The organism is Actinoplanes sp. HUAS TT8, from assembly GCF_051380535.1.
GTDB lineage: Bacteria > Actinomycetota > Actinomycetes > Mycobacteriales > Micromonosporaceae > Actinoplanes.
Genome location: NZ_CP195646.1, coordinates 8,135,922 through 8,154,018, shown reverse-complemented (window position 1 = coordinate 8,154,018; position 18,097 = coordinate 8,135,922). Strand labels below are relative to the sequence as shown.

13 protein-coding genes are annotated in these 18,097 nt (G+C 70.5%); 10 read left to right on the top strand and 3 right to left on the bottom strand.

The window, feature by feature from the left end; genetic code table 11:
- Positions 1 to 31: 31 nt before the first annotated feature.
- Positions 32 to 1,327 (bottom strand): AAA family ATPase, encoded by a 1,296-nt coding sequence (locus ACSHV8_RS36115; RefSeq protein ID WP_436523289.1) that lies wholly within the window; start codon positions 1,325 to 1,327, stop codon positions 32 to 34.
- Positions 1,328 to 1,409: 82 nt separating this feature from the next.
- Between ACSHV8_RS36115 and ACSHV8_RS36110 the strand changes: the two genes are divergently transcribed.
- From ACSHV8_RS36110 to ACSHV8_RS36070, 9 genes are all read left to right on the top strand, one after another.
- Positions 1,410 to 1,781 carry a hypothetical protein gene (locus tag ACSHV8_RS36110; protein ID WP_436523287.1) on the top strand — a complete coding sequence of 124 codons (372 nt, stop codon included), beginning with the start codon at positions 1,410 to 1,412 and terminating at the stop codon, positions 1,779 to 1,781.
- Between the two features lie 76 nt (positions 1,782 to 1,857).
- Positions 1,858 to 2,265: a YbaB/EbfC family DNA-binding protein gene (locus ACSHV8_RS36105; RefSeq protein ID WP_436523285.1), complete on the top strand. Its 408-nt coding sequence runs from the start codon at positions 1,858 to 1,860 to the stop codon at positions 2,263 to 2,265.
- 1,065 nt (positions 2,266 to 3,330) lie between these two features.
- Positions 3,331 to 3,999 (top strand): hypothetical protein, encoded by a 669-nt coding sequence (locus tag ACSHV8_RS36100; protein ID WP_436523283.1) that lies wholly within the window; start codon positions 3,331 to 3,333, stop codon positions 3,997 to 3,999.
- 329 nt (positions 4,000 to 4,328) lie between these two features.
- Positions 4,329 to 5,123 carry an SDR family NAD(P)-dependent oxidoreductase gene (locus tag ACSHV8_RS36095; RefSeq protein ID WP_436523281.1) on the top strand — a complete coding sequence of 265 codons (795 nt, stop codon included), beginning with the start codon at positions 4,329 to 4,331 and terminating at the stop codon, positions 5,121 to 5,123.
- Positions 5,124 to 5,839: 716 nt separating this feature from the next.
- Positions 5,840 to 9,694, top strand: coding sequence for an AAA domain-containing protein (locus tag ACSHV8_RS36090; protein ID WP_436523279.1), 3,855 nt, complete (start codon positions 5,840 to 5,842; stop codon positions 9,692 to 9,694).
- A 337-nt stretch (positions 9,695 to 10,031) separates the two neighbouring features.
- Entirely contained in the window at positions 10,032 to 11,672 is a 1,641-nt protein-coding gene (locus tag ACSHV8_RS36085; protein ID WP_436523277.1) for an EAL domain-containing protein, read from the top strand.
- A 14-nt stretch (positions 11,673 to 11,686) separates the two neighbouring features.
- On the top strand, positions 11,687 to 12,076 hold the full coding sequence (locus ACSHV8_RS36080; RefSeq protein ID WP_436523275.1) for a cupin domain-containing protein: 390 nt from the start codon (positions 11,687 to 11,689) through the stop codon (positions 12,074 to 12,076).
- A 303-nt stretch (positions 12,077 to 12,379) separates the two neighbouring features.
- Positions 12,380 to 12,829, top strand: a complete 450-nt coding sequence (locus tag ACSHV8_RS36075) for a MarR family winged helix-turn-helix transcriptional regulator (protein WP_436523273.1) — start codon at positions 12,380 to 12,382, stop codon at positions 12,827 to 12,829.
- 33 nt (positions 12,830 to 12,862) lie between these two features.
- Positions 12,863 to 13,948: an S-(hydroxymethyl)mycothiol dehydrogenase gene (locus ACSHV8_RS36070; protein WP_436523271.1), complete on the top strand. Its 1,086-nt coding sequence runs from the start codon at positions 12,863 to 12,865 to the stop codon at positions 13,946 to 13,948.
- Positions 13,949 to 14,093: 145 nt separating this feature from the next.
- Here ACSHV8_RS36070 and ACSHV8_RS36065 read toward each other — a convergent pair whose 3' ends face one another.
- Positions 14,094 to 15,470 carry an MGH1-like glycoside hydrolase domain-containing protein gene (locus ACSHV8_RS36065; RefSeq protein ID WP_436523269.1) on the bottom strand — a complete coding sequence of 459 codons (1,377 nt, stop codon included), beginning with the start codon at positions 15,468 to 15,470 and terminating at the stop codon, positions 14,094 to 14,096.
- Between the two features lie 132 nt (positions 15,471 to 15,602).
- On the bottom strand, positions 15,603 to 16,664 hold the full coding sequence (locus ACSHV8_RS36060) for a DNA polymerase ligase N-terminal domain-containing protein (protein WP_436523267.1): 1,062 nt from the start codon (positions 16,662 to 16,664) through the stop codon (positions 15,603 to 15,605).
- 305 nt (positions 16,665 to 16,969) lie between these two features.
- Between ACSHV8_RS36060 and ACSHV8_RS36055 the strand changes: the two genes are divergently transcribed.
- Positions 16,970 to 18,076 (top strand): FAD-dependent monooxygenase, encoded by a 1,107-nt coding sequence (locus tag ACSHV8_RS36055; RefSeq protein WP_436523265.1) that lies wholly within the window; start codon positions 16,970 to 16,972, stop codon positions 18,074 to 18,076.
- Positions 18,077 to 18,097 lie beyond the last annotated feature (21 nt).

The following is an 18,097-nucleotide window of genomic DNA, read 5'->3' as shown; positions in this document are numbered from 1 at the left end:
CACGGTAACCGGATTGACAGTTACCAGTGGGTTACGTTCGGTATAAATGCGCGAGCATCGATTGATTGGCCTCCCAGCCGTCCGGGAATTTGACCGGCACGTTCAGGTGCACCGGCTCGGTCGAGGGATGAGCGTCGAGCAGCTCGGGGATGCCCGATCGGGCCACCACCACGCAGGCGTGCCGATGCCGTGAGGTGAGCACGCAGAGCCGCCCGGACTCCAGATGGAACGCGGTGGCGTCCCGCCGGCCGGAGAGCGGGTGCAGGACGACGGTCAAGTCATACTCCCGGCCCTGGAGCCGGTTCGCCGTGTCGACGGTGATGCCGGCCGCCTCCGGGGGCAGCAGCGCGCGGATCGTCGCCGCCTGGTCGCGGTGCGCGGCGCCGATCGCGATCCGGGCCGGGGACAGCGGGCCGGTGCCGGCCTCGGACTCGGTGACCCCGCCCCGGGCCAGCGCGCGGGCGGCGAGCTGGGCACAGGCCGCGGCCGCCTCGGCGTCGGTGCGCACGGTGAACCGGGCCGGCAGCTCGTGCAGCCCCCACCCGGTCTTGGCCGCGGTGTCCAGCACCTGGTCCAGCGGGGTCTCGGCGGCGCGCTCGAAGTGCAGCGTGCGATCACCCGGGCCGGTGCCGGAGCGGAACCCGGTGAACGGATAGAACGCCTCGGCCACCACCGGCGCGGCCGACGCGGGCAGCCGCCAGGACACCGGCAGCCGGTGCACCGGCAGCTCCGGATTGTGCCGGAGCAGCACCGCCACCGCGCTCTGCATCGGATCCCAGGACAGGCCGGTCCAGCGGTCGACCTCGACGGTGGAGAACGGGTCGAGCTGACCGGGATCGCCCACGAACAGCGCCCGCTCGAACCGGGGCGCGACACGGAGCAACGCGTCCGACCGCATCTGATAGGCCTCGTCGACGATCGCCCACGGCCAGCTGCCCTCGGCCACGGTCGCCCACTTGGCCGCCGTGCCGATGGTGATCGCCGGCGAGCCGAGATCGGGCACCTTGGCCGCGACCCGGCAGCTCGGATGATCCTTCACCCGATCCGTCCGCTCGTAGTCGACCGCGGAGAGCCGGCCGACGGTCACCTCCGGCGAGCGCGTGCCGAGCCGCTCGATCAGGTCGTCGACCTGCTCATTCGTCTGCGCCACGATCATCAGCGGGGCGCCCGTGGCGGCCAGCTCGCCGGCCGCGCGCACCACCAGCGTCGACTTGCCGGCGCCGGGCGGCGAGTCGACGACGACGCCCCGGTGCCGACCGGAGCGGAGATCGCCGAGCACGGCGGCGATCACGGTGGCGGCCTCCTCGGCCGGGCTGACTTCACTCACCCGGGCACGGTAGCGCGGCGGTCCGACAGAACGGCTGATGTCCGTCGCGTCGAAACCTTTCATGGGTACGCTTCGACCTGTCATGGATCATCGTGAATGGGACTGGCCGGCTCCGAAGCTGGCGGCGTTACGGCTCGGCCGGAGGCTGGCGATGCTGGTCCCGGCCTCGCAGCCGTACCGCTGGTCGTTCGTGCACATCGTGCCCAGCGGGCGGTCGGCCGACGAGGCGGCGATCCGGGAGGGCGCCGCCCGTCTCGACTCCGGGCGCAGCTTCCTCATCACCCATTGGGAGTACGAGGCGGACCGGCTGGAGGGCTACGACCAGGACCTCGGTGTCGTCCGGATCCGGCACGCCGAGGCCGCGGACGAGTCCGAGCTCCTCGCCGTGCTCCGCGAATGGCGCCTGCCCCCGGCCGGCTTCGACTACTCCTGGGACACCGTCGAACCGGTCTGACCGAGGTTATCCACAGGCCCCTCCGTGATCTTGCCGACGGCGATAACGTCGGCGCCACGGCGAGGGGAGGCAGTCCATGAACGACGGTCGGGAGATCGAGGACGCGCAGGACTGGATCGACGAGTGGCGGTCCGGGTTCGCGGAGCGGGCCCGGTGGGCGCGCGAGCTGTCCACCCGGCTCCATCAGTTGTCCGGGACCGCGCGAAGTCCGGACGGGCTGATCAGCGCGACCGTCGGGCCCGGTGGCGAGCTGCTCGGGCTGGAGCTGGGCGAGGGGATCCGGCGGCGGCCGGCGGCCGAGACCGCCGGGAAGATCAAGGCGACGGTGTACGCGGCCCGGGAGGCGCTGGCCGAGGCGGTGCGGCAGGCGACCGCGGAGACGGTCGGGGCCGGGTCGGCGACCGGGCGTGCGGTGGCCGCGGCCTATGCGGTGCCCGGCCGGAACGGTCGTGGTGGCCTCGGGGCTGCTGCAGAAGGGGGCTGAGCGGCGTCGATGCTGTACCGGTTCAGGCCGGGAATGCGAGCGCGGCCGGTGCGGGATCGTGGTCGGCGCGCCTTTCCGGGCCGGCGGTCAATTCCGGGGACGGTGGAAATGCCTGGTGGGCTGCGGTTCTCGACTCAGCTGATCTTCAGGGAGCCGAGTTCGGGGAGCTAGGCCGTCCCGCGGGCGGAGGGAATAGTTACTCCGCGTCATGGAGGCCGGCGATGCTGAGCGTGTCATCGGGTGAATGCGGAATAGGGTTCCGGGCTCGGTGAATTCTCGTCCCGATCCGGGCCGGGTCTATATCCGTGGCGGCAGTCGTGGAATTGCATTCGCGATGTCTTGGATCGATCCAACGGCGCGATAGGCAATTCGGCCAGGAGTCTTGATAGGGGGAGTGGTGGTCCGTATGCGTGCGTTCGTGGGCGGTGGCGCGGGGGAGCCCGGTCGGGGCTCGTCCTCCGGTCGCGCGCGGCCGGCGGGGCGCCGGAGATCATCCTGAGCTGGAGCCGGGCCGGAGAGCGTTTGCCCGGGCTATTTGATCAAAGAACAGATGTTCTGACGGGAATCCGACACTTGACCTGTCTCAAGTTGCGCATACGTCCGGGGTTTGCCCGGTTGCCAAGGGTCGATGGCGCATGTGTGGATCTAGGTGAAAGAGGGAAGCAATGACTGCAAGGAATTTCCGTCCCATTGGTCCACATCGGATGCCTGGTCCGAGGTGATCTGCCAGGTGGCAGTCGTGCAGGTGGCAGACTATTTGATCAAGGCTCGTGAAGGGATGTTCGCGTCTCTGTCACCGGCCGGAAATAAGTCGGGTGTTCAATATCGGGTACGGAGAAATACGAAACCGGCTTGCAACTTGCGCGTGCGGTTCGCCGCGCAAGTTGCAGGTTTCGATGCTTCTCGGCTCAACGCCCCGCCGTGGTGGCTAGCCTTTGGTCGGCATGCGCGATTTCATTCACGCTTGTTTTTATGATCTCGTTGCCGCCCCTTCCAGTCGATCATCGGAAGTGCAACTCTTCTAGCCAGCAGTGACGTCGGAATCACGGACGGTGGTGGTGGGGAATGCGTCCAGACGTTCTCATCGGTCCCAGCGATTGGCTGGTCGAGCAGTTCGGCGACAGGATCGCCGACGAGCTGTGGACTCGAGTGCCCGAGGCTCTGAGCACGGCGATCGACCGTGAGGTGCACGCGCACCCGGCCATGACGCAGACCGTGGAGCGCGTGCTGGGTAACCCGCGATGGGCGTTGCCCTATGAGGAACTGGTGCTCTTCCTCGGTACGCTTCCGGGCGCCGAGATCATCAGCGTCCCCCGGTCGGTCTATCAACTGGTGCTGATCAACGGCCACATCGTGGTGCCGTGGTGCTACGGGCAGTCCGCGCGGCTGTCGATGGCCGACGCCGAGGTGGGCCGCTCGTTCGGCCGGCTCGCCCGCGAGTTGCTCGGGCGCTTCGGGCCACCGTGGCGTCGCTCACCGGTCGAGTCGCCGCTTCCGCTGGACGCGGTCGACGAACGCGAGGTCGCCAAGATCTGCGCGGCCATCGCCCGCCTTGAGCCGAAACCCGAGGTGGTGATCGCGGGCTACGCCGGGGCGCCCAACCTCGGCCTGCTCCGGGCCTGCCTGGGCGAGGTCAAGTCCACCGACAACGGCACCCTCAACTGGAGTCACCTCGACGACCTGCCGCTCCCGCCGCCGGTCATCCCGCGCCCCCGGCGCATGCAGTTCCCCTGAGGTCACGCCAATCAGTTCGGCCGAGTCTCGGCGGATGCAGGCCCGCTGAACTCCGGCGCACGCGGTTCCGCTGAGCCCTCGGGCTCTCGCAAACTCTGCTGGCGGCGGGCCGGAGCCGCCCGGTGGACACCGCCCACCCGCCCTGAACGGTGTCCACCGGCTCCGCCGCCTTCTCCACTGCCTCTCTGCGGCCTCTCCGCCGCCGTCCACGGTTCGCCGAGTGCACGAGCCGCGACCGGGCCGGCCGCGCGTTCGCCCCTGTGGCGTCGCCCATCGATCCCGCGCCTCGGCTCGCCTGCCGGTGGTGGCGGGCTGGGTACCGTCGATTGGTGGATTCTCGAGGAGCGGTGCCGGGGTCTTCGTTCGTGGTCACCGGCGGCGGCCGGGGGATCGGGCGGGCGATCGTCGAACGGCTGGTCGGCCAGCGGGACACCGTTGTGGTGCTGGACAACGACTCCGAGGCGCTGGACTGGGTGGCGGTACATCCCGGCCGGGATCGGATCGTTCCGGTGATCGGGGACGCTACCGAGCAGGTTGTCGCCGAGCGCGCGGCGGAGGTCGCGGAGAGGGCTGCTCCGCTCCGCGGGTGGGTCAACAACGCGGCCGTTTTTCCGACCGCCTGGCTTCATGAGACTTCGGCGGCCGAGGTGAGCGCGATGATCCGGCGCAACCTCGACCTGACGCTTACCGGCTGTGCGGCCGCGGTGCGGTCGTTCCTGGGTGGGGGACGTGGGGGCTCGATCGTGAACGTCTCGTCGCATCAGGCGCAGCGGGCTGTGCGCGGGGCTCTGCCCTACGCGACCTCGAAGGCGGCGATCGAGGGGCTGACCAGGGCGTTGGCTGTCGACTACGGGGCTCATGGCGTACGGGCGAATGCTCTTGCCCTTGGGTCTATCGCGACCGAACGGTCGGCGGCCTACCTGGAAGGGCTCCCGGAGGCGGGGCGCCTGGCTTTTGACCGCGAGATCCGGCTGCTTCAGCCCCTCGGGCGGATGGGGCAGCCGGATGAGGTGGCCGAAGTGGTGGCGTTTCTGCTGTCCGAGGCGGCCGGATTCGTGAACGGGGCGATCATTCCGCTGGACGGTGGTCGGTCGGCGGTGGGGCGGGATCCGGAGGAGGCTTAGGGGTTCGTCGATCCGTTCTGACCTTGTGAGATGGGGGTCGGCCGGAATGCCCGGGCGCCTCTAGACTTCACGGGATGGAGTCGCCCACGACGATCCGGGACCGGGCTGTCGCGGTCGCCGACTACCTGCTTGCGGTGCGTGCCCAGATGGACCGCCCGGCTCGCACCGTGCCCTCGGACGCGCATTGGCTGGACGCGCTGCCCGCCCATCCGGACTGCCAGGCCGGGCCTGGCGCGGATGGTTCCTCCTGGCTGCGGGTGGGTCGACCGGAACTGCCGGGGCCGGTGAGCGTCCCGGCCGCCCTTCGCCGCCGCCTTCGCGGAGACGTCACCGCGGCAGCTGAGCCCGCTGTCGACCACCCCGCTAAAGCTTCAGATATCGCGATAAATCCGGCGGTGGTTACGCCGACTGCCGCCGAGAGCCGGGGCTCTGCGGCAGCAACGCGAGTCGCCCCGCGCCCAGACGATGCGACCGAAGGGCGGAGGGCCACCGAGGCTGCGCCGCAACAAGAAGGTGCGGAGGCGGCACCGGAACAAGAACAAGAAGGTGCGGAGGCGGCACCGGAACAAGAGGGCGCGGCGAACCAAGAAGGCGCGGCGGGGCACGAGGGCGCGGCGGCGAAAGAGGGCGACGCCGGGGATGACTTCGAGCGTTGGCGGGATGAGACCTGGCGCCCCTGGTCGCAGCTCACCGCCGCGGCCGAGCAGGCGCGGGAGTTGCACCGCAAGCTGTTCGACCGGATGCACCAGATCGACATGGCGGCCGCGACCACCGAGATGGTCTGGGGTCACGGCATCCTGGAGACCACGATCGACGGAACCCGGGTCCGGTATCCGCTGGTCGCGACGCCGGTCCTGATCGAGTACGACGCGGATCGCGCGCTGATCAGCGTCTCCCCGGCCGGTCCGTCGCGGCTGCAGACCGATGCCCTGCACGGGCTGGACGAGCGTCATCTCAGTCAGCTGCAGGGGCTGGCCGGCCCGGGCGGTGTGGTCGAGGTCGATCTCTGGAACGATTTCGAGCGCCGGGAGTTCTTCGAGCGGGCGATGACCCGCCTCGGCTACGACCGCGTGATCCTGAAGGCCGGCGAAGCGAAGGTCGGCGACGCGAAAGCCGGGGACGCGAGGGGCGGCGACGCGAAGGCTCTCATTCGAGACACCGCCTTGCTTTTCGCCCGCCCCCGGCAGCGCCAGCTTCGCGGCTTCCTGGAGAACCTCCGCAACCGCCTCACCGAGAATCGCGCCACCGAGGGGGTCGGCGCTCTCGCCGCGATCCTCGCCCACGAGCCCAGCCGCCTGGCCATGCCCGACGATCACCCCGAGTCCTGGGATCGGGTCGGCGAGCGTCTGCTCATGCCGCTCCCGACCAACGAGGCCCAGGAGTCGATCGCCCGCCGGCTCGCCCAGCACCGCAACGTCGCTGTTCAGGGCCCGCCGGGCACCGGCAAGACGCACACCATCCGCAACCTGATCTGCCATCTGATGGCGAACGGCAAGCGTGTCCTGGTGGTGGCCCAGAAGGAGGAGCCGCTGCGGGTGCTGCGGGACGGGCTTCCGGAGGAGGTGCAGGCGCTCTGCCTGGCCGTTCTGGGCCGCACGACCGATCAGCTGGTGCAGCTACAGCTCGCCGCCCGGGAGCTTTCCGATCGGGCCGCGACTCTGGACAAGGATGCCGAGGCGCGCCGGGTCGACCGGTTGACCGCGAGTGTCGAGGAGGCCGAGCGGGAGCTCGCGTCGGCGCTGGCCGGGCTGCGGCTGATCGCCGAGAGCGAGGCCGTGACGTACCAGGTCGGCGGGGTCGGTCTGCTCCCGGCCGAGGTCGGGGCCTGGTTGCGGGAGCGGGCGGCGGCGCACGGCGGGATTCCGGACGCGGTTTCGGGTCCGCCGCCGCTGACCATCGAGGAGTTCGCGACGCTGCTCAAGCTGGCGTCGCGGCTGACCGCGGATGATCGGGCGGCGTCGATGCGGCCGTTCCCGGAGATCATGGATCTTCCGGACGAGGCCACGGCCTCGGCCCGGCGGGCCGAGATCGCCGCGGCCGAGCTGCGCCTCTCACGCTTGGCCGACCAAGGCGTCGATTTCGATTTTGTACGGCGTGAGCACCGCCCCGCCCACACGGAACTGATGAGCGATCTCCGTGACGCGGTGGCCTGGCTGCGCCGGCGCGAGGGCACGTGGACGGACCGTCTGGGTCGCCTGATGGACGATCAGCACTGGCGCACCCTGTGGGCGGATCACGTCGCCACGGTGTCGGCGCTGCTCGACGAGCTGGCGGTGAGCGCCCGCGAGCAGGCCGGTCACCGGGTGACGATCGGCGAGCAGGTGCTGGCCGAGCCGAAGCTGCTGCTGTCCCGGCTGGGCGAGATCCGTCAGCGGTTCGCGGCCGGTAAGGGTGTGAGCCGGCTGTTGCAGGCCGCCCTGTTCCGGGTGGCCGAGGAGATCCGGGTCGACGGCGAGCCGATGCGCACGGTGGAGGACGTGGATCTGGTGGCGGCCCGGGTGCGGCGCGCGCAGGCGCATCGGCGACTGGGTGACGTGTGGACGGATTGGGTGGAGCGGCTGCGGATCGACGAGCCGACCGGTGGCTGGACCGATCCGGAGGTGTGGGCGGGGCTGCTGCTGACCGAGGCCGCGCAGTCCTTGGAGTTCGATCTGCGCCGCTGGCCGCCGCTGGTGGAGCGCATGACCGCCGTCGTACCTCAAATTGATCTTGAATTGGACGCGGCGCGGCTCGCCGCGGTGGCCGAGATGATCGACGGCGCCGGCGAGATCTTCGCCTTGGAGCAGGCCCAGGCGACCGAGCGGGCGGTGGCCGAGCGGCTGGCGCCGTGGCCGGAGCTGGCCGAGGCGTGGCTGACGCTCGACGGCTGGGACGCGTCGGTCGCCGAGATCACCCGGGTGGCCCTGTTGCAGCCGGACGTGCTGCGTTTCCACGCCATGCACGACCGGCTGGTGAATCCGGCGCCGGAGTGGGCCGCCCAGATCGCCTCGGGCGAGCACCCGGTGGTTTCCGGGCAGGCCTGTCTGGAGGCGTGGGAGTGGCGGCGCGCTCAGACCTGGTTCGACAACGTGGTCGGTGACGTGGATCCGGCGGTGCTGGCCCGGCGGGTCGAGCGGGCCCGGGCGAAGATCCGCCGCCTGACCGGTGAGCTGGTCGTGGCCTCGGCCTGGCTGGAGGTGGCCCGCGCGCTGGACGATCGCCGCCGGGCCGCGCTGGCCGACTGGACCACCGCGCTCCGCAAGATCGGGAAGGGGACCGGCCGTAGTGCCGCGCTGTGGCAGGCGCATGCCCAGCGTGCGATGGAGTCGGCCGTTTCCGCGGTCCCGGTCTGGGTCATGTCGGTCGACCGGGCGATCGAGCAGTTTGCCGGCGGCGCGAAATTCGATGTGGTGATCGTCGACGAGGCGTCGCAGGCCGATCTGTTCGCGCTGCCGGTGCTGTCGCTGGCCGAGCGGGCCGTGGTGGTCGGCGACGATCAGCAGATCGGCCCGCAGTTGAGCTTCGTCGGCTCGGTCCAGGGGTTGATCCAGCGGCACCTGACCGACGTGCCGTCGGCCGAGCACTTCGACCCCGAGTCGTCACTTTACGATCACGCGGTGCGCCGCTCCCCGGAGCGGATTCTGCTGACCGAGCACTTCCGGTGTGTGCCGCAGATCATCGAGTTCTCGTCGCGGCACTACTACGACAGCAAGATCATGCCGCTGCGCGCGGATCGTCCGGCGCTGCCGCCGATCCGGGCCGAGTTCTGCTCCGACGGTGCCCGGGAAAATCGGCCGGGGGTCGGCGAGATCAACCCGGCCGAAGCGGATGCCCTGGTCGACCGCGTTACCAAGATCGTTGCCGATCCCCGGTACGACGGTAAGACGCTCGGCGTGATCAGTCTGCTGAGCAGCAGCGGGCAGGCCGGGCACATGCTCACCCGGCTGCGCGAGGCGATCGGCGAGGACGAGATCCAGGCGCGTCGGCTGCGGGTCGGTGACGCCTACACGTTCCAGGGGGACGAGCGCGACGTGGTGCTCGTGTCCATGGTGGTGTCCGAGAATGATCCCCGGATAGCCGCGTTCACCAAGCGCGATTACCACCGGCGGATCAATGTGGCCGCGTCCCGGGCGCGGGACCAGTTGTGGATTTACCATTCCGTGCGGCCGGGAACGCTGCTTGCCGATGACGCGCGGGGACTCCTTCTCTCGTACGCGGTGAATCTTCCGGTGGAAACCACCGGGAGTGATCCGGCGGCCCGGTGCGAAAGCGATTTCGAGCGCGACGTGCTGCGCCTTCTCGCCGTCCGGGGCTACCGCCCGATTCCGCAGTTCCGGATCGGCGGTTACCGGATCGACTTCGTGCTGAACGCGCCGGACGGGCGGCGGCTGGCGATCGAGTGCGACGGCGACGCCTACCAGGGGCCGGATCAGTGGGAGAGTGACATGCGGCGGCAGGCCGTCCTGGAACGGGTCGGCAACTGCGTGTTCGTCCGGATCCGGGGCAGCGTGTTCGCCCGCGAGCCGGAGGCGGCGATGCGGCCGGTGTGGCAGCGGATCAGCGAGTTGGAGATCACCCCGGCCGGGGAGTGACGATCACGCAACGGAGGGTTTTGGAAACGCGGCGTGCATGTGGACGGTCGCTTGCGGGTAGGAAATCGCACAAGGTTTTCCGCTCGATACAAACAGTGACTGTCCGTCATGGATACTGAGACGCTTTTCGGGGGAATTGGGTGGTAAAGCGGTCCACCGTTCGGTTGTTTCGATACTCTGGATGGGCGATAATTCCCTGCTCCTGGCCTTGCCGGCGGATACGTCAAAACTTTGACTATGACGTCCACTGTTACTACGGCCCGGTGACAGGTCGTAATAGGTAGGGGTCTTTGGTGGCAGGGGAAACAGCCGTGCGCGAGGGGGGAGGTGCTGTCGGATGACCGTGCCCGAAGAACGCGAGCGCTGGGCGCCGCCGGCCGCCTCGCTGCCCGAGCCGCGCCCACCGGTCGAGGACCGGGCCGCCTGGTTCTCCTACACCACCGCGAACGATCAGATCGTCTGGTCGGCGGCGCTCTCCGCGATGCTCGGCCGCGCCCCGGCAGCGGGCGAGATGACCCGCCAGATCCTCGCCCGCTACGTGCACCGGGACGACCTGGCGGCCGCCCTGGGGGCGATCACCGAGGCCTGGACCAGCCGGGCCACCGTGCGGGCCACGGTCCGGCTGATGCGCCACGACGGCGGCTGGTTCGACGTCGACTGCCGGCTGGAGCCGATGATGAGCCCGGACGGCACCGTCCGCGGCCTGCGGGGCACGGTCCGCGACGTCACCGACCGGGAACGCGCCCGCCGTGAGGACGTCCGGCTCACCCGTCGCGGCGAGACCGTGCAGACCTCGCTGGTCGACCCGGATCCGGCGACCGGCCTGCTGACTCGCGCCCGGTTCGCCGACGAGATCGACCGGGCGCTGCGCAACGCGTCCGGTGCGCTGCTGGTGCTGCGGGTCCAGGGCGAGGAGCCCGACCTGCTGAACCGGACCGCCCGGCGCCTGGAGGACCTGATCGGCCCGGATCAGCTGCTCGGCCGGGTCGGCACCAACGAGCTCGCGGTCCTGCTGGCCGCCTGCAACTGGGCGTCCGCCCGCAAGCAGGCCGGCGCGCTGGTCGAGGCGCTGCGCGGGGATTCCGGCGCGCGGGTCTGGGGCGGCCTGGTCCGCTTCCGGCCGGACGGCGAGGCCGGCAGCCACGACCTGCTGATCGACGCCGAGCAGGCCTGGCGGCAGTCCCGTGAGGCGGACTGCCCGATCACCCTGGTCGCGCATCCGGTGCCGGCGCGTGACCGCCAGGGGTCGTACCGCAACCGGGTCGCCGACGCGCTCGGCACCGACCGGTTCACCCTCTACTCCCAGCCGATCCTGGAGTTGCAGACGAACCGGGTGACCCGGCACGAGCTGCTGCTGCGGGTGCTCGACGAGGCCGACGGCCCGCAGTCGCCGACCCAGGTGCTGGACACCGCCGAGCGGCTCGACGCGGTCTTCGACATCGACCTGTGGGTGGTCGAGCGGGCCATGAAGCTCGCCGCCGAGCAGCCCGGGATGGGCCTGCAGATCAACCTGTCCGGCCGCTCGGTCGGTGATCCGCGGCTCACCGCCGAGGTCGAGCGGCTGCTCACGCAGTACGGGGTGAATCCCGAGCAGCTCACCTTCGAGATCACCGAGACCGCGCTGATCGGGAACCTGAGCGAGGCCCGCCGGTTCGCCGACCGGATCCGCGATCTGGGGTGTTCCCTCGCGCTCGACGACTTCGGCTCCGGCTACGCGTCGTTCCGCTACCTGCGGCTCTTCCCGATCGACCTCGTCAAGATCGACGGGGAGTACGTGGTCGACCTGGTCGACAACCCCCAGGATCAGGTACTGGTCCGGGCCCTGGTCCAGGTCTGCCAGGCCTACGGCATCCACACCGTCGCCGAGTTCGTCCAGGACGAGGCCACCCTGCGTATGCTGCGGGAATTCGGCGTCGACTACGTGCAGGGCTACCTGATCGGCCGTCCGTCGCCGGTGGTTCCGGGCGGCCTGCTTTAGATAGCGTGGCCGGCATGGAGCACTACGTCATCGCCACGGTCGCCGAGCAGAGCCCCGACTTCCGCCGGGTGCTGTGGACCGGCAAGCACACCCAGCTCGTCATCATGACCGTCCCCGCGGGCGGCGAGATCGGCGAGGAGATCCACCACGTGGACCAGATCCTCACCTTCGTCAGCGGCGTCGGTAAGGCGATCATCGACGGGGAGACCCGGGCCGTCCAGCAGGGCGACCTGGTCATCGTCCCGGCCGGGGCCAAGCACAACTTCGTGAACGACGGGCCGAACCCGCTCGTCCTGCACACCGTTTACGGCCCGCCCGAGCACGCCGACGGCGCGGTGCACAAGACCAAGGAGGAGGGGGACGCGCTGGAGGAGGCCGGGCTCGACAACCCGCCCGTTCAGTAGCGTTTTCGCCGCTTCGGACTTCCGATTCCGCGCATTCTTTTCCGAATGCTTGGCTTCGTCACGACGTACGTCGCAATTGTTTGGATTTTGAATTTCGGTGTGCGACGCCGGAAGCCTTTAGCGCACGACGCCGGAACCGGCCGAGGCCCCCCAGCCAGCCGGTTCCGGCGCCGTGTCGAGGTGGAAAGTCCTCGGACAGCCTACTCGCTGAGGTTCACGTAAGTCGATCGATTCGGTGACCCGCTGTGGAATGGTGTCCGCCCGGCCCATGCTGCACTGTCCGAACGCCACTAACCTTCCAGCATGGACGACGCCCGGTGGTTGACCCAGGAGCAGCAATCGGCCTGGCGGCAACTGGTCGAGGTGCTGGTCAAGGTGCCCGCCGCGCTCGAGACGCAACTGCAGCGCGACGCCGGCCTGACCCACATGGGCTACCTGGTCATGATGACCCTCTCCGAGCATCCGGAGCGCCGCCTCCCGATGAGCCACCTGGCCAAACGTGCCTGCGCATCGCTGTCCCGGCTCTCCCACGTGGTCGCCCGGCTGGAGGAGAAGGGCTGGATCCGCCGCGAGCGCGACACCGGTGACGGCCGGGTGCAGATCGCCGTGCTCACCGACGACGGATTCGACAAGGTCGTGGCAACCGCGCCCGGTCACGCCGAGACCGTCCAGCAGCTGGTCTTCGACCGGCTCACCGACGCGCAGGTCCGCCAGCTCACGAAGCTGGCCGAAGCCCTGCTGAAAAATCCGTAAGGTCTTGTTCATGCGGAAAGGTGCGTGCGACAGATGAGTCAGCTGGTGCGGGGCGTGATCGCCCGGGAGAAGGGCAAGCCCGTCGAGATCGCCACGATCGTGGTGCCCGACCCCGGTCCGGGCGAGGCCGTGGTCAAGGTGCAGACGTGCGGCGTGTGCCACACCGACCTGCACTACCGGGAGGGCGGGATCAACGACGAGTTCCCCTTCCTGCTCGGGCACGAGGCGGCCGGCGTGGTCGAGGCGGTCGGCGACGGGGTGACCGACGTGGCCCCCGGCGACTTCGTGATCCTCAACTGGCGGGCGGTCTGCGGAAACTGCCGGGCCTGCAACAAGGGCAAGCCGTGGTACTGCTTCAACACGCACAACGCCAAGCAGAAGATGACCCTGGAGGACGGCACCGAGCTCTCCCCGGCCCTCGGCATCGGCGCGTTCGTGGAGAAGACGCTGGTCCACGCCGGCCAGTGCACCAAGGTCGACCCGTCGGCCCGCGCGGCCGCCGTCGGCCTGCTCGGCTGCGGCGTGATGGCCGGCCTGGGCGCGGCCATCAACACCGGCGGCGTGACCCGCGGCGACTCGGTCGCGGTCATCGGCTGCGGCGGCGTCGGTGACGGCGCGGTGGCCGGCGCGGCGCTGGCCGGGGCGACCACGATCATCGCGATCGACACCGACGACCGGAAGCTGGAGTGGGCCAAGGGTTTCGGCGCCACCCACACGATCAACGCGCGTGAGCACGACGTGGTCGAGCGCGTCCGTGAGCTCACCGGCGGCTTCGGGGCCGACGTGGTGGTCGAGGCGGTCGGGCGGCCGGAGACGTACAAGCAGGCGTTCTACGCCCGCGATCTGGCCGGGACCGTGGTGCTGGTCGGCGTGCCGACCCCGGACATGAAGATCGAGCTGCCGCTGCTCGACGTGTTCGGCCGGGGCGGCGCGCTGAAGTCCAGCTGGTACGGCGACTGCCTGCCCAGCCGCGACTTCCCGATGCTGACCGAGCTGTACCGGCAGGGCCGCCTCGACCTCGACGCGTTCGTGACCGAGGAGATCCCGCTGGACGGCGTCGAGCAGGCCTTCGCCAAGATGCACACCGGCGACGTCCTGCGCTCGGTCGTCGTCTTTTAAAAGCTTTTCATGGCCTAGGTCCGCCGGGGTACAGACCGTCGCTCCCGCGGGGACCCTTCCGGGCTGAGCAGGGCGCTGGCGCGCCCAGAACGCTCAGCCCTCCAGGGCGATCTCCGTGGGTGGGCACGGTTACCCCAAGACCCTTTCAATCCGCCCGGGCATAGGCGGGCGCCGACCGATCGGCCAGCAGGTCCAGGCACAACGCCGCGGTCCAGCCGAAGGTCGGCGCCCCCAGCCCCGCCCCGCTCTCCGGGTGGAAGTACTCGTAGTGCCCGTGCTCGTGCACCAGCCGCAGCATCGCCCGTCGCAGCTGCTCGGCCTCCCCGCGGAACCCGTGCACCTGCATGCCCCGCCGCAGCAGCCAGTTCACGTTCACCCAGACCGGCCCGCGCCAGTAGCGATGCGTGTCGAAGCTCTCGTCGGTCCGGTCCACGCTCGGCGCCGGCAGCCCGAACCGCTCCGACCGTGCCTCCGCCATGATCGCCTGGACCTGATCGGCCGGCAGGTCGGGCAGCATCAGCGGCATCAGCCCGCTCACGCAGCGCACCGGGCTGAGCCGGCCGGTCCGGGCGTCCCGGGCCCGGAACGTGCGGGTCTCCGGCTCCCACAGCCGCCGGGAGATGGCCGCGGTGATCTCCCGGGCCCGGTCCCGGTGCCGCCGCGCGTCGGAGGTCCGCCCGAGCACCCCGGCGATCTGGGCCAGGGCCAGCTCGGCGACACCGAGGATGCTGTTGAAGGACGGGCACTCGACCGCGAACGGGTGCCGCTGCACCAGCTCGGTGTCGGAGTAACCACCGTCGCGGTAGTTGAGGATCAGACCGACGTACCGCGCGTAGTCCTGGTCGGTCGGCCGGTGCGCGGCCTCCGAGACGGCCAGGTCCCGCCGCTGATAACGATCGAGCAGCGACATGTCGGCCGGCACCTCGGACAGCGCCTGATCCCAGGCCGGGCTGTTGTCCAGGCCGGACTCCCATGGATGCACGATCGAGGCCAGCCCGGCGCCGGCCGCGTCACGCCGCTCGGTCAGGTACTCCTGCTGCCGCACCAGCCGGGGATAGAGCCAGGCCAGCTCGGTGCGCGCCTCGCTGACACAGGCCGCGCCGTGCGCCGACGCGTGCCGGTACACCTCCCACGCGGCCAGGGCGTGCAGCGGCGGCTGGACGATGCCGGTGCTGCGCCGGGCCGGGCGCCCGGCCAGGACCGGGACGTTCCAGAAACCGGGACCGGGGAAGTAGTCGTCCTCGGCGGTCGCCGGGTCGAAGACGATGTGCGGCACCCGCCCGTCGGGCCACTGCGCCTCGAAGAGGTTGTGCAGGTCGCGCCAGGCCCGGGTGGGGTTGACGTAGGCCAGCCCGACCGCGATGAACGCGGCGTCCCAGCTCCACTGGTGCGGATACAACCGGCGGGACGGCACCGTGTGGTCGCCGGACCAGTTGGTGTCCAGCACCCGCACCGCGGATTTCCACAGCTCGGCGGAGAGATCGGGGACGGCGACGGGGGACGGGGGCGGGTACGGGCGCATTCTGAAGTCGAGACCCTTTCCACTGCGGTCGCAGGCTTTCCCCCGCCATCGGGCGACCCGCAGCGCTCCTGAACGAAACTGCCGGTTGCATCTTCGGTACCGCCGCCCCGGGGTACGTAACCGGGGTGCCCCTCAGATCACCGTGATCTCCCGCCAGAGCCGGCTCGCCCGGCCGGGCAGGTAGGGCGAATCCATCCGCTTCGCCACCACGCCGGACAAGCCCTGCGAACGGGCCGCGTCCAGGGCGAACTGCCCGCCGCCGGGGAAGAACGGCGGGGTCTGCCAGTGTTCCCCGGCCGGCGCGAGGCCGTCCAGCAGCTCGCGGCGCTCGGCGTACCGGAGCAGTTCGGTCGTGGTGTGACCGTCCAGCCACAGAAGGTCGTACAGAAGAAATTGCACCGGATCTTCCTCGGCCGACCGTTTCGGGTTCTTCGCGGTGGCCCGCCGGGCCAGCCGATCCGGGTCGGGCCGGGTGCCGTCGAACGCCACCACCTCGCCGTCGAAGATCGCCTCGACCGGCGCCAGGGCCGGACCCAGGGCCCGGACCTCCGGGAACGTCGCGGTCAAGTCCTCGCCGCCGGCCCCGCTGAGACGCACCCGGCCGCCCGACACGTACGCGAGACAGCGCCGCCCGGCCCAGCGCATCTCGTAACCCCAGTCGGCGTCGTCGGCCGGCAGTCCGGCGGCGCGGGTGGCCAGCATCGGCCGCAGGTCGTCCGGCATCGACTCCCAGCCGGGCTCGGGCGGATCCATCCGCCGCACCATCCAGTCGGCGCCGCCGGTCTGGAAGAAGACGTAACGCCCCTTCGTGCGATCGCCGTGAAAGGTGACGCTGATCTCGTCGGGGCGCCACTTGCCGGTCTCGTACGTGCCCCGGTCGAAGATCGTCATCCGGCCGCCGCCGTACTCCCCGGCCGGGATCTCGCCGGCGAAGTCGAGATATTCGAGCGGATGGTCCTCGGTGTGTTTGGCCAGGTTGTTGCGGGCCTGATCGCGGGGCAGGCCGCGCGGGACGGCGAACGAGACGAGCACGCCGTCGCGCTCCAGCCGGACGTCCCAGTGGAGGCTGCGCGCGTGGTGCTGCTGGATCACGAACCGCTGCGACCCGGTCGGAGCCGGCCGGTCCGCCGGGACCGGCTCGGGGGTGCGGGCGGGGTCCCGCTTGCGGCGGTACTCGTCCAGACGATCCGGCATGCTCCCGATTCTGCCGGTCGCCCGGCGGCCCCGGAATTGTCGTACCCCGATGGTTGGGTTCTCCCCATGACGGGGATGGAACTGTTGCCGCGCCGGGTGATCCGTGCACGCCGGGCCGTTGCTCTTGCTCGGGCCGGTCGCGCGTTCGCGACCGTGGATTCGCCCGCTGGTGTGACTTCGATGTGGTCAGGTGCCCAGGGGCCTGTACAAATCGGACTCGGTGTTGATCGTGGCTTTCCCGAGACCGTGGCAGGCGGTAGTGTTCTGGCTCCGACGCGTATCCATCGACAGGAAGGCGTTGGCCGATGACCTTGCGCATCCTCGTGGTGGGCGCCGGCATTGCCGGTCTGGCCGCGGCCCGAGGCCTGCGAGTCGCCGGCTTCCGACCGGATGTGGTGGAGGCCCTGCCCGCCACGATGAGCCCCGGCGCCGGCATCTATCTCCCCGGTAACGCCTCCCGCGCGCTGCGCCTGCTCGGCCTGGACGTGCCCCTGCGCCCGCTCGGCGACCTGATCTTCCGGCAGGTGTTCCTCGACACGCGCGGCCGCGGGTTGTTCGAGATGGACGTCGCCGCCCTCTGGGCCGGCGTCGGCGAGTCCCGCGCGCTGTCCCGCTCCGACCTGCAGCAGGTGCTGCTCACCGGGGTCGGCGGCGAGGTGCGGTATGAGACCGAGGTCCGCGACGTGCAGATCATCGAGGGCGCGGCCAAGGTCGAGTTCTCGTCCGGCGCCATCGCGGAATACGACCTGGTCGTCGGCGCCGACGGCCGCCGCTCGACCATCCGGGAGAAGATCGGTCTGGGTGGCCCGGCCACCCCGACCGGCCAGATCGTCTACCGCGCGGTCGTCTCCGGCGGCCCGCCGCTCACCGACTGGACCGCCGTGCTGGGCCGGCGGGCGCAGTTCGTCGCCATGCCGATGGGCGGCCGCAAGATCTACTGCTACGCCGACGAGACCGCGCCGGAGACTCCGGACCCGGCCGACCCGCGCGAGCGGCTCCGCGAGGTCTTCGGGGCGTTCGCCGGCCCGGTCCCGGCGATCCTGGAGCGGATCGAGAAGGTGTCGGTCGCCCGCACCGACGAGGTGGTCATGCCGTCCTGGTCGCGCGGCCCGGTCGTGCTGGTCGGCGACGCGGCCCACGCCACCGCGCCGACATTGGCCCAGGGTGCGGCGATGTCCTTCGAGGACGGCTGGGTGCTGGGCCAGGAGCTGCGCGGGGGCGAGGGGGACATCCCGGCCGCCCTCCGGGCGTATGAGGAACGTCGCCGGCCCCGCTGCGCCGAGGTGCGCGACCGCACCCGCGAGCGGGACCGGGCCCGGGACGTGCCGCCGTCGCTGCGCGACCCGATGCTGCGCCGCCGCGGCCTGCGGATCTTCACCGACCACTACAAGGGCCTGGTCACGCCGGTCTGAGAGCGGATCTCGCCTGTGATG